The organism is Photorhabdus hindustanensis, assembly GCF_002968995.1.
Classification (GTDB): domain Bacteria; phylum Pseudomonadota; class Gammaproteobacteria; order Enterobacterales; family Enterobacteriaceae; genus Photorhabdus; species Photorhabdus akhurstii.
The window spans coordinates 1-14,032 of record NZ_PUWT01000074.1; the positions used below are offsets into that span (position 1 = coordinate 1).

Annotated in this window: 3 protein-coding genes and 1 pseudogene; 1 reads left to right on the forward strand and 3 read right to left on the reverse strand. The window is 54.2% G+C overall.

What is annotated here, in order from left to right; translation table 11 throughout:
- From C6H66_RS21955 to C6H66_RS27785, 3 genes and pseudogenes are all read right to left on the reverse strand, one after another.
- Positions 1 to 11,475: hemagglutinin repeat-containing protein (locus tag C6H66_RS21955; RefSeq protein WP_105396720.1), on the reverse strand; the 11,475-nt coding region annotated here is incomplete at its 3' end.
- A gap of 60 nt (positions 11,476 to 11,535) precedes the next feature.
- Positions 11,536 to 13,212 (reverse strand): ShlB/FhaC/HecB family hemolysin secretion/activation protein, encoded by a 1,677-nt coding sequence (locus tag C6H66_RS21960; RefSeq protein WP_105396721.1) that lies wholly within the window; start codon positions 13,210 to 13,212, stop codon positions 11,536 to 11,538.
- Between the two features lie 351 nt (positions 13,213 to 13,563).
- Positions 13,564 to 13,878: pseudogene (locus C6H66_RS27785) on the reverse strand (conjugal transfer protein TraG N-terminal domain-containing protein); the annotation flags it as partial.
- Between C6H66_RS27785 and C6H66_RS27505 the strand changes: the two are divergent.
- A complete protein-coding gene (locus tag C6H66_RS27505; protein ID WP_181150262.1) occupies positions 13,851 to 13,988 on the forward strand; it encodes a hypothetical protein in 138 nt (45 codons plus the stop codon). The pseudogene C6H66_RS27785 and the gene C6H66_RS27505 sit on opposite strands and share 28 nt — an antisense overlap.
- The last annotated feature ends 44 nt before the right edge of the window (positions 13,989 to 14,032 follow it).

Sequence of the window (14,032 nt, forward strand, 5' to 3'; positions counted from 1 at the left end):
GTCACCCAGTACGCGATCGATGGCTTGACGTACCAGCATACCATTAGCCGGGATATCGCCGTATTTTTCCTTGCAGGCGGCGGGATTGGAAGAACACACCGCGATCAGCTCTTTTTGCTGCTTGAGGCTCAGATCTTCCATTTCCTTCGTGATCTGTTTGCAGTCGCCGCGTCCCTCACACCCTTTGGCTCTGGCCGCAAAGTCGTCTATCTGCTCCGCGCTCAAAAAGTTATTCTCAATCGCATTCTTCGCCGTCTGCGCCCCGGCTACACCGCCTGCTGTCGAATCCGTTGCCAGTCCCGCTGCCAGTCCTCCCGCCAGTGTCGCCAGATTACTGACTTTCTCCTTCTCATCCGGCGACAGCTCGCCCGGTTTCTTATCCGGGTAGAGCACACTGGCAATGGCCGACGCCGCTAATTCACCGCCTGCCGCACCCACCGCCCCCGCAGTGGCAGAACCACCCTTCATTTCGGCAATCACCCCACCTAAAATCGCGTGGGCCGCCAGATTGGTGGCTTTTTCTTCCACCGTCAGTTCATCATAATGTTTTTTACCATTATAGGTCAGGTTTTTCACCGCATTCGCCAGATACGGTGCCGCACCAGTGGCAATCGCGGCCTTAATATCACCCCCGGCTAGTCCCTGAAGTGCGCCGACCACGGCCGTGACAGCCTGACGCTTCGAGCTGCCAATATCAGCACCCTGATCTTTTATGGCACCGTCATAAGCTATCTTATATGCCCGATCAGCAAGGCTTTTCGCATCGATTGCTTTACCTTCTTTCTTCAGTTGCTCTTCAGCATCCTGTTTCAGTTTCAACTGCGTTTGTGGATCTTTCAGCTTTTCCGTCGCGGTTTTCGTCGCCTTAATCGCCTCATGGGTATTGTAGATATCCATCACCTGGACACCGATTTCGGCGATAGCCTGCGCCTGTGCCAGCCGTCGTTGCTCCTTCTCCTTGTCGAAAATAGGTGTCAGACCGTTGGCGGCATTTTTCGTATCACGACTCAGCTCTGCTATATCCTGTTTTTGCCTGCCCTTATCACGCACGATAATCGTACCGTCTTCTACTGCCGCATGAGTCGTGGACGATTGACTGTCGCTCCTATTGGTGCCCGCCAGCATATTTGACGTCATGTTGGACGTCAGCTGGCTGCCAATCGCGCCACCTGTGCTAACCCCCACACTCTGATGTTCAGTCTTATACTCCGCTTTATTTTCGATATTACTAAAGCCCAACGTCCCCGTCTCCAGACGGTTTTTGTCTTTATCTGCCGTACTGGCAATCACCGCACCATCCAACTGGGTATGCTCACCGACCTTGACATCAAAACCGCCCTGACCTGCAAAGATACCCGTCTGCTCTTTCACTGAGTCAAACTTACTGTGCATTTTGTCACGGCTGGCATTCACACTTGCCGAGCCATTCATCGAACCATACGTAAAGCCAGCGCCAGCGCTGACATTCTCCTGTTTGCTGTCGTAATTGTCTTTGTCCTGTTCGCTTTGCAGGTGCAAGCCACGGCCGACATCGGCAGTCACTTTATCCCCGCTGATCTGTGCCCCTTTCAGCGTCGTATCCTGCCCAGATTTTAGGGTGACCTGATTACCCGCATCGACCAATGTTTCAGTGTGGGTCACCCCGTCGCCTTTTTCATGGCCTTTGCCTGCATTGACGCTGGCAGAGAATTTAATACCGTAACCGCCCTGCCCAGCAGTCAGCCCCACACCGACACTGCCGCCTTTGCTGCTGTTTTTACCTCTGGTAGTCTGGGTATTTTCGGCAGATTCCAGCACGACATCACGTTTAGCGTCCATTTCTATATCACGACCCGCTTTCAGGCTGCTGCCTTTGACCAGAATATTGCCGCTGTCAGCAACCGCATTGTCTCCGGTGGCCTTGATGCGGATATCCTGCCCCGCACTCAGGCTACTCCCCTGCGATTGTGTCTGTTCAGTACGGGTTTCGGATTTCGATGACTGGCTACCGTAAGAGAGCTGAATACCGATGGTGTCGTTCGGTTTGTCGGCCTTACCGCCCGCCTGATTAATGGCATCAGCTTTCGCAGACTCCGCCTGACTGAGCTGCCAGGCCTGATAACCTTGTGCGCCAGACAGTGCCGCTTTAGTGCCTTGCAAGGCTTTGAGCCGCCCGTCACTCTCTTTTCTGGCTTGCTGTGCCGTGCTGACCGCAGTATTGAGCGCACTGCCCACCGTCCCTGACAACGCCACGGTTAACCCACTTTGTTTCGACTCGAACGTCTCCGTCCGAGTGCGCTTGTCATACCCCGTGTCAATCTGCACGCTGTCGCCGGTAATACTGAGATCCTTGCCCGCCACTAGATCCGCACCGCCGATATGTGCGCGATTGCCAGCTGTGATGCTCACATTGCCCTGGCTGCTGCCCACCGTGCTAACGCTCTGGCTTTGCGTAGTGCCGTCTTCATTGATCTGATGACGGGTGGACTGATTGCCCACGGTAAAACCAATCCCCCCGCTGTTAAGCAGTCCGCTCTTTTTCTTCTCTTCCAGCAAATAGTGGGATTGGGTTTCAGTGGCCGCAGTGATATCGACGTTGTTACCCGCCTGCAAGGTCACATCCTTATCCCCGGCTATCGCTGATCCACTCACCGCCAAGTCGTTGCCCGCCGTGATGCTGATGCTGTCGCCACTGAGCAGAGTGCCTTTCTCGCGGGTGACGCTATCTTCCTGTACCGTATGGCTGCTGCTCTTCGATAAGAAGCCTTTTTTCTCTGAACGCTCTTCCGAGAATTGATAATCACGCTCAGTGGCACTGTTAAGCGTAATGTCCTTTTTCGCCCGCAGCGCAAGTGCGCCCCGCTCACTGTGCAGAGTACTGCCCGTGACTGTAATATCCCTCTCGTGGGCCACGACTGTAATGCCATCACGCCCGCTAAAGGTGCTGCCCACAGCGCTATCGCTGATAGTCTCCATTTCCCTCTGACTTTTCGTGCTGCCTTCACGCTTGCGCTCACTATCCTTGTCAGTAATGTGCTGACTGGCGTCCTTAATGGTAACCGCTTGTGCGCTCAAACCGATACTGCCTGATTGACTGTCAACCTGAGCCCCTTCAGCCACCAGGTTTTCTCCCGCCCGAATTGTCACCTCTTTATCACCGCTCAGTGTACTGAGGTGCAGTCGGTCTTCCTCACGACGGTTACTCACCGATGAAGTGCTGCTGTTGGCATCCAAATGTGTGCGGTTGGTAGTGGTTTCCGCCAGTAATTTCACGTCCCCACCTGCCTGCAAGCGGGTAATTCCCCCAGCTTTAGCCTGACTCCCTTGCAGAATAATGTCCTGCCCAGCGGCCAAGCTGAGGTCGCCACCGGCATTCAGCGTACTGCCAAGTGCCTGTTGCCACTCACCGCTAACCTGCGCCATACGCTTTCCGGGGTCCTCCATACCGCTACTGCTGCGATTGCCCATCGCTCCCGAAATCACCTCAAGGTCAGCCGTGGCAGTGCTTCTGGCCGCAGTGATATCCAGATTGTTGCGCACGTGCAGACTGAGGTTCTGCGTGGCGCCAAGTTTGGCTCCTTGCAGCCGGATATCCCCGCCGCTGAGGCTGAGTTCACGTGCACTCATCGTTGCCTGACGCAACGCATCCTGTAGATTGGTGCTCAGGGTAAGAGTATCCGCCTGCACATTAATGCTGTCTGCACGGATATCGCCGCCTTGATGTAGGAACTGACCGGCGTCAATGTTAAGCGCCTTATCAACAAACAGATTACCGGCGTTGTTGAGACTGTTCGCTGACAGCTTCAGATTGCCTCCGCCAATCAGGGCGCCATCTCCAGTGAGCCGCAAAGTAGTGTTGGCAAGATAGACCTTGGGCACCCACACTGTCTGCGGGCCGGTAGCAGTCTCGACCGTCTCACTCACCAGCCAGATGATATCCTGCTGCAACGCCGCAATTTGCGTCGGCGTCAAAGCCACACCTGGTTCCAGATGGAAATCTTTTGCCACCTTGACACCATTGTTCATCAGCGACTGGTATTGTTCCATAGCATCTTCGCCGTGCACAGAAGGACGACCCGTCAGTTTGAGCACCTGCTCACGTACCAGACGTTGTTCATAGAACCCGTCACCCAAGCGTTTATGCGCCTGCACCGGGTCATATCCCACTCGTTGCAGCAGGTAATCGCTGCTGATAAACCGGCTTCTGCTGGTAAAACGTTCGTCGGTCACCACCAAATAAGGACTCCCTTCAGCCGGGTGCTGACGGAACAAACCGTTATTAGGGACAAATGTTGCCACACTGCCGAGATGTTGTTTATTGGTCAGTGCCAGTTCGGCCGGCGTGAGTGGCCGGTTGTTCGGTATAAGTGGCTGGCTACTCGGCGTAATCGGCTGAATGTCTGGTGTGAGCGGCCGACTTCCCGGCGTGAGCGGCTGGATATCCGGTGTAAGCGGCTGACTGCCCGGTGTGAATGGCAGGATATCCGGTGTGAGCGGTCGGCTACTTGGCGTCAGTTTCGTATCTCCCGTCTGCCAATCCTCCCCATCAACCGTCACCGCCAGTGGATTACGTTCCCATTCCGCACGTTCGGCCTCCGCCGCCTTCTGTGCCGCATCGACGCTACTGATTTGCGCCTGATTGACTGTGGTGTTTTCCAAATGTGCGCCGTTGATAGTGACGTTACCATGCCCTGTGATGATACCGTCAATGGTGGTCAACGCTCTGGTCTCGTCACGGTTGAAGGTTGGGTACCAATGCCTGGTGTCCCTGTCGTAGTGATCGACAATGTACTCTTGATACCGTTCGTTCACCGAATAGCCCCGGTTGGTGACCTTGCCGTCGCCTTTCATCGACAGATCGCCGTTGGCACTGAGGGTGCTGGCGTCATTGAGCAGCTGATCAGCAATGCGCAACACCATGTTGCCGCCCGCCAAAATATGGGCACCGGTACCCGCAGACATCAATTTGTCCCTTGTCACCGTCCCGGTTGTCGAGCGTTCACGGAAATTATTGTAGTCAGTCACAAAGGGCGCATCTGCAATGTCGACATGCTTCTCCGGGTCCCATTGCTCAATCCGCCCCCGGTTGTGCTCGCGCCAGACCGTGTTGTGATAAGGTGTCGGCACCGCATGTTGACGAAAACCGCGCGTCTCATAAAACGTCATGTCGTAGCCGCCGTCGCTGCCCGGCGTCAGAGCCAAGTAGTTCACCCACAGCTCACGCATCTTCCCCCTGCTATCCTTCACTCGCACCTGCGCTCGTTTGCCGGTAGCATCGATAGCCAGTAGGGTACCGTAACGACTATTTTCCACCGCAGCGTCATCGCGGAACATCAGACGCTGTGTGGTAGGCATTACGGTGTTTTTGTCGGTATTGACCGTCGAACCGTAAGAGCGCCAGTTGTAGTTGTAACGGTGCCATTTGTAATCGCTTTTTTCCGCCTCACGCGTGATGTCGAGCCCTTCGCGCAGGTTATCCAGCCGTTTGGCCTCAACCCAGATATCCCCGTCAGCCTCAATGCGACTCGCACGATTCTCAATCTTGTCATCACTGCCAAGATGTAGAGTACCGCTGCTATAGATCAGGCTGCCATCCCGGTTGGTCAGACGCTCGCCGGCATGCAAGTTCAGACTCTCCGTGGCGGCGATCACCGCATCGCGCCCATAGTTGTCGATGACCCGGCTACGCACCGTGATGTCATCACCCATGATGGTCGCCGGGTTGTCCAAAATGTCACTGGTGAGCATCATGTTGTCGGCTTCCAGACGCCCCAAATTGCGCAATGTCCCAGTGGTCAGTTGCAATGTTTTCCCGACCAAGGCACCTAGGTTGGTGAAATGGGTGCTGTTGACAATCAGGTTACCCGGCAACAACCAGTCGGCCTGATTAGTCAGCACACCGGCAATAGAGAAGGTCATCGCTCCGTTACTGCTTAGCGTATCGCCGATCCGATGGGTGTAGTCTTGTTGCACGGCAAGCGTGAGCGCCTGTTGGCTGAGCAATGTCCCGCCTTGGTTATTCAAAGTGTGGGCATTGACCACAAGCTGCTCCCCACTCTGAACGGTACCGCCCTGATTGAATAGTGTCAGTACAGAAAGCGCACCGGTGTTACCGACATTGATGTTGAGTATTTTGTTGGCTAAGAGATACCCCTGACGATTGTCCAGCACGTTAAGGTGCGACAGCGTTAGGGCTCCAGCGCTTTGCAGACGTCCTGCGGTGTTGTCCAGCTCGCGAGCAGTCACGTCGGTGTGTATCGTGCCTAACAGCAGCCCGCCTTCGCGGTTGTTCAGTCGATCGGCCTGCACAACCAGCGCATCCTGGCTGGTGATTTTCCCCTGCCCGCTGTTATTGAGCTGCTTACTGCCGAGACGCATCGCCTTGGTTGATATCAGCTGTCCTGCCTGATTGTTCAGCTGTTCGCCACTGAGTGTTAGCGTGTTGTTGCTGTGAACTTTGCCATGCTGATTATTGAGCACGTTAATGCGGTAAGTACCAGCACCTTGGCTGATAATCATGCCGTCCGGGTTATCAAGCCGACTCGCGGCAAGCTCAAGAGCGCCCCGGCTGCTGAACACCCCCTGCCGGTTATCAACCCGTTCAGCCGATATCTGCTGGTCGCCGTTGCCTCTCACCATACCTCGGGTATTGTCCAACAATCCCAAAATGCGCAACCCAAGCTGCTGCTGGCTGTCCATCGAACCCATCTCGTTCAGCAGCAATTGCGCATCAAGCTGCATATCCCCACCACTTTTCAACTTACCCTGACGATTATCCAAGGTATCCTTTAAGGTCAGCTGCATCTGCTTCTGGCTGTAGAGTAGGCCATTTTGGTTGTCCACACCCTGTGCCGTCACAACAAGACCATCGTCGGCCTGTAGCTTCCCACCGGCGTTCTGTAATCTTCCGACCGCTGTACCCTCTTTAATGCCCTGCACATCCAGCCGTCCCTGGGCGCTGATTTTACCAACCCGATTATCAATATCCTGTGCCACACGTAACACCAGCGCGCTCGCCGATTGTAGGATGCCTTTTTGATTGTTCAGCTCGCTTACTGCAAGCGTTGTCTCCTGCTGGCTCAGCACGTTGCCCTCTCGGTTGTCAAACCAGCTACCCGTGGCGAACCAGCTACCTTGACTACCTATCCATCCCTGAGCGTTAAGAATATCTTCCGCACGCAGGGACTGCTTCAACTTGCTGAAGATACGACCATTGCTGTTATTTAGTGCGCGAGTGAACTGCATATCAAGCGTGTCCAGTACCTGAATTTCCCCCTGCGCATTGAGGAGGCTCTGAGCATTCACCGTACTGCTCCCGCTACTGGCCAATTTTCCGCCTTGATTGTCCCAATTGCCTGTTAGATTTAACGTCAGTTCTTGCAGGCTTTGAATAAATCCTTTCTGGCGGTTGGTTAGCTGCCCGCCTTGCAGTGACATTGCATCACGGCTGAACAATTTGCCCCCGTCATTGTTCAGCTGACTGTCTATACCGCCCTGCCAGTTGAAATGCTGCTGCGCCGTCAGGGTGCCTGCCTGATTAATGACATCCCCCGTACTGTTGAGCGTCAGGCCGCCACCCGATTGTAATTTGCCGTCGGTGTTGTCGATGTCATGTACGGAGACTACAACCTGCTTGCCTCCTTGTGCGATGCCGCCGCGGTTATTCCAATTGCTGTTGGTGCGGATATCCAGCGCATCACCAGCCTCGACAAACCCTTGCTGATTGTCAATCGACTGATGGGCGGCAAGCTGCAAACGCCCCTGACTGATAACCTTGCCCTGCGTATTATTCAGGCTCTGTACCATCAGATTCAGGTTTTCGCCGCTCATTTCTCCAGACTGGTTATCAACACTGCCGGTAGCATTCAACGTCAGTTCCTTCTGGCTCTGAATAAACCCCTTCTGGCGGTTAGTCAACTGCCCGCCTTGCAGTGACATCGCACTGCGGCTGAACAATTTGCCTGCGTCATTGTTAAGCAGACTGTCCGTACCGCCCTGCCAGTTGAGGTGTTGCTGCGCCGTCAGGGTGCCTGCCTGATTAATGACATCCCCCGTACTGTTGAGTGTCAGATAGCCACCCGATTGTAGTTTGCCGTCGGTGTTATTGATGCTATGTACGGAGACTACAACCTGCTTGCCCCCTTGTGCGATGCCGCCGTGGTTATTCCAACTACCGTCCGCGCGGACATCCAGCATATCACCAGCCTCGACAAACCCTTGCTGATTGCCAATTTCTTGATGGGTGCCAAGCTGCAAACGTCCCCGACTGACCATCTTGCCTTGCGTATTATTCAGGCTCTGTGCCGTCAGATACAAGTTCTCACCGCTCATTTCTCCTGACTGGTTATCGATGCTGCTGGTGGCGTTCAACGTCAGTTTCTGCTGGCTCTGAATAAACCCCTTCTGGCGGTTGGTCAGCTGCCCGCCTTTTAGCGACATCGCACCTCGACTGAACAATTTACCCTCATCATTGTTCAGCAGGCTGTCCGTACCGCCCTGCCAGTTGAGGTATTGCTGCGCTGTCAGGATGCCTGCCTGATTAATGACATTCTCCGTACTGCTGAGCGTCAGGTCGCCACCCGATTGTAGTTTGCCGCCGGTGTTGTCGATGCCATGCACGGAGACCACAACCTGCTTGCCCCCTTGCGCGATGCCGCCGCGGTTGCCCCAGATGCCGTCGGTGCGGATATCCAGCGCATTACCGGCCTCGACAAACCCTTGCTGATTGTCAATTGACTGATGAGCGGTAAGCTGCAAACGCCCCTGACTGATCACCTTTCCCTGCGCATTATTCAGGCTCTGTACCGTCAGCTTCAGGTTTTCGCCGCTCATTTCTCCGGACTGGTTATCGATGCTGCCAGTGGTGTTCAACGTCAGTTTCTGCTGGCTCTGAACAACTCCCTTCTGGCGGTTGGTCAGCTGCCAGCCTTTCAGCAACATCGCACCGCGGCTGAACAATTTGCCCCCGTCATTGTTCAACAGGCTGTCCGTGCCGCCCTGCCAGTTGAGGTGTTGCTGCGCCGTCAAGGTGCCTGCCTGATTAATGACATCCCCCGTACTGTCGAGCGTCAGATCGCCACCCGATTGCAGTTTGCCGTCGGTGTTGTCGATACCATGCACGGAGACTAAAACCTGCTTGCTTCCTTGTGCGATGCCGCGGCGGTTATTCCAGCTGCCGTCGGTGCGGATATCCAGCACATCACCGGCCTCAACCAACCCTTGCTGATTGTCAATCTTTTGATGGGCGGCAAGCTGCAAACTCCCCTGACTGATCACCTTGCCCTGAGTATTATTCAGGTTCTGTGCCGTCAGCTTCAGGTTTTCACCTCTCATTTCTCCGGACTGGTTATCAACGCTGCCGGTGACGTTCAAGGTCAACTGTTGACCAGCCAGCAATTTGCCCTGACCGTTATTGATATCCGCCCCCGACGTGATGCTCAGTGCCGACTGACTCTGCAACGTACCACGCTGATTGTCGATTGCCTGACGGGTGTCAAGCTGCAAACGTCCCTGACTAACTACCTTGCCCTGCGTATTATTCAGACTTTGTGCCGTCATATGCAGGTATTCACCGCTTACATCCCCAGACTGGTTGTCGACGCTACCGGCGGCGTTCAAGATCAGCTGTTGACCGGCCAGCATTTTGCCCTTGCCGTTATCGATATCCGCTCCCGCCGTGATGCTCAGTGCTGACTGGCTCTGCAACGTACCGTGCTGGTTATTCAAATGTCCAGTCTCAAGAAGCAAATTACCGTTGCTACCCACCACCCCGCCGTCGCGATTGTCCAGCAGGCCGCTCACCCGCCAGTGTTGCGCCGTGCCGTCAAGCGCCACCAGACGTCCTTGTCGATTGTTCAGGGTAGCGGCATTCAGGCTAAGTTGCCGGGTTTCAATGCTGCCTTCGGTGTTATCCAACACACCGGTCAGCGCAAAACGACTTTCCCCAGCATCAACCTGGGACCAGACAGCCCCTTGAGTGAACAAGCTGTCAGCGTCAACCGCCCAACGGCCAGCAAGTACCTGCGCCTGCTGCGCCTCAATATTGCCCGAGGTGTTCACCGTGAGTTGTCGGCTGTCGACCTTTGCCTGTTGCAAGGCAACGCCGCCGGCTTGTGCCGTAATCACGACACGGCTGGCCGCCAGATTGCTTTGGCTGACATCAACCCTGTGACCAGTCACGCTGACATCGCTTTTACTCAGCAAACTGCCTCTAGCTTGGATATTGCCCTGGCTGCTCAGTGTCAAATCCGCCTTGCGCGTCAACGTGCTGTTTACATCGCTGCCTGCCAGCAAATGCCCGCTGCTCTGAATGCCTCGGTCAGATGCCAACTGGATGTCGCCAGCTGCCGCCAGAGTACCTGACTGACGAATGTCGCCTTCGCGGCTTTGTACGACAAGCTGCCCGCCACTGTGTAGTTTACCGTGATGTTCAATACCATCTCTGGCGGTCAGGGTGACATCGCCACCAGCTTGAGTGACGGCCTCCACAGCCTCCGACTGCCAACTGAGCCGACCTTCACTGCTTACGATCAACGTCTTGCCTGCCTGCAAGTGTCCCCCATGATTACGCACACCTACACCCGCATCGGTGCCTATCATGCGAATATGGCCGCTATACATGCCGCCCATCTGTCCCATGTCTATCGCTAACTCAGGAGCCTTGCCATCCGCGCCCAGCGGCATAACCGTCTTACCATCCGCACTAATACGGTTTCGGCCCGCCACCACTGAAAGTTCCTCTTTGGCCCAAACGCCAGCATTCACTGCCACCGCACGTGCCAGAATATCGACATACTTGGTGTCATGGCGAGGATCACCGTTGAGTCCTCCACTCCCAATATGCACCGAACCACGCTCTACCTGATACCCCGCCAGACTGCCGTCAGCGTTCAATTGCGGCTTACCGGTGGTCAGCGTCATGCGTCCGGCATTGATGGTGCCACAACCGTTGCACACAATTCCCGATGGGTTGGCCACAATCACCTGCGCTCTGCCACCGGCCACCTCCAGAAAACCCCGCAACTGGCTGGGGTTGCTACTGTTTACCTCATTGATAATGATCTGGGCCGGCGCTGCGTTCGGGTCAAGCCGGGGGTTGCCCTGTATCATCCCTGCCAGTTGGGTGGAGGTCATTACCGCTGAGTTGTTGAGAATGGCGCCTCTCTGGTCAACATCAAATTGCTTGTAGGGATTATGCGATATCCCTGCCCGGTTAGGTGCATTGATATTGACCTGCGGCAGGCCGTTTTGGGTTACTATGACTTCCGGCCGCCGGGCGTGCGCCGCCTGTTCGTCAGCCATGATGCCACCAGCCGACGCTTGCCCGGTAAACAGTGCCATCCCTAGCAACCACACCGCACGACGCACCGTCACCCACAGGCGCGATACGCCGCAGCGTTGCCCAGCCGTAGTATTGCAGCCGCGAGCCAGTTCCGATACCACCCGCAATTCACCGTGCGTGCGGCTGTAAATAAGGCAATAACACTGTTTGTTCATAAATCATGTCCGAGTTAAATAAAAGGCAACGTGTGCTTGTGACAAGGTTGACCGGCGTCATCAGATTTCTAGGTTGACACTGAAACCACTACTCACGCCCGGGGTATGAAAACCTTTTGGCTTGTAGAGCGGTACCCCGGCAAACAGGTCGTAATGGAACCGCCCCCACAACGTGCCACGTACACCCAAAGCGCCGCCCGCCAGCTGATGCCCGGCAAGATGACGGGTTCCCGGTCCATCTACACGACCATAGTCTGTTGCCCAGTAAAACTCGTGGCCGCGCGACAACACATTCCAGGCCAGCTCATTACGCCAAAGCAATCCCTTTTCACCGGACAACATCTGCTCGCCGTCAAACCCGCGCACGGTGTAACGCCCGGCAATAGACATCCGGTCCTGCGGCGTCAGAGGATGTCGGCTCCACTGCCAGCGTACGCTGGTGTAATAACGCCAAGGCTGCTTACCCCAAGCGAAAGGTATATTCAAACTGACATCGCCCAAGGCAATGCCGGTACGGGCACTGCCCCCATGATAGATTTCTTCAGGCGCCGGCAAGGCCCCAAACGCTCCAGTGCCCCGCCGCCAGTTGGTGTTAGCGTCTAGCGTGACATTGCCAAGGTAGCTACGCTGGCTGAGTCCGAGTTCCCAGCCAGCAGTACGGCGGCGCTGTTGTTCCATCTCGATGCCATTTACAGAATTCGTAGAATGGCGGCGAAAGACACGCATATTGAGGGTAGTTTTATGCGACTGATTGCGAAACAGCAGCCTAGACACGGTAAATTGCGCATTCTCGCTCTTGCCGCGGTAAGTCAGCACTTGGCTGACCTCGGCGATATTCTGGTGATAGGTGTAGTCGTTGTAGTTAGCGGAAAAAGACCAGTAGCCAAGCGGGAAGAAGTAGTTAACGGTACGGGAACGGTTACCAAAGGGGCCGTGCTCAAACAAATCCTTGCCGATGTTGGCATAGAACAGGTCGTTCTGGGCAAAAGGCGCATCAATCGCCAGGGTCACTGATCCCAGATAGCGGCCTGTGCTTTTGGCGCCACTGTCATCAATACTCAGACTGAGGCGAACCGGGAGCCGACTTTCTTTCCAACTAACCAGCAGGTCACTGGTGGCTTCCTGCTGACTGGGTGCAATTTTAATATCAGCCTCAGCACTGGGCACCCGTTTGAAATTTTCCAGCGCCTGCTCAATATCACGCAGGTTGAGAATATCCCCGGATGTGGCAGGCATGGCATTCCATAACCGCCCACGCCAGGAGGTCGACTCATCAAAGTGGATGTTAGCAATGCGGCCAGGTTGGAGCGTCAGCGTCAGTACGCCCTGGGTCAGATCCTGCTCCTGCACCATCACACGGGTGGTGACGTAACCTTTTGCCAGAATGGCGTTCTGCACCTTGTTGATAGCCAGCAAAATCCCCTGCCTGCCTAGACAGCGCCCTTTAGCGTCTTTTGCTGCTTCCAGCGCCCATTGAAAACGGCTGGCAGCATCCCCTTCCAAATGCAGAGCGTTGATGGTAAAGCAGGGATACTCACGATCAGGATAATCAGGCAGGAGCACGTCGGGTCGCTTGAGCCGCACAGTCGGTGCCTTTGCCTCTAGACGTTGTTCTAACGCTTGTTGTTGCTGTTTCTGATGAATAAAGAGTTGGTCATCTGCCTGCACAGGCTGAATAGCAAATACAGCCCATCCGGCCAACCCTACGAATATTTTACCGCGAGTTACCGTTGCCATAGTTGAACCAGTACAATACTTAATTATTATTTAATAGTTTTAAGGGAAATATTAGGGGAAGTATTATGGTTGAAGGTGTTTTATTTTCAAGCCATGAGACTGATAATTAACCAAAAAGGCGAACATTCAGACTAACCAACTGTAATCATGCAACAAAACGGTAATAAACTAACATTAATGAAACGTATTATATGTAGCATTAAGAATATTTATCTGAGTTTTACATGTCGCAAAAACAAAACCATGACAAATATAATTAACAAAAATAATAAATTAAGCAATTTACTAAGTATTTTTCAGAGTATTCTGACGGGAAAAAATCCCATCCTTTTAGACGAAAAACGCGTCCCGCTATTTTCCTTTCGATAACATCTTCCGCATCAACACCTGCCCAAACATCCCTTGCAGATTGCCTTGCCTATGCCCCTCTGATCCATCATGCTCGTAATATCACCCATCCGAACACTGGCTCATACCAAGGCCCCCAGCCAGCGGGCTGTTTCCCACCATAAGGTCAGGAAATTCAACGCAAACACGACAAAAGTCAGCGTCAATATGGTCTTAAATTCTTAGGCAGCAAACAGCAGGATCAGCGGTATCAGGATATACAACGCCACTAGGATCACCACCTACATCAATTGGCAAAGCCTGACGTACCGCATCAAACATTAGGCAAAATCGGTTTGATTATCCCCAGAACACTGACCATTGAGGTCAATATCGCCAGCTTAGTCATCACACCCGTCACACCTTTAGAGTCGATGATCATGAGTTAGTTATAAGAGATTACATCAGTTCAAAAAAACTCCCTATCTTGTGA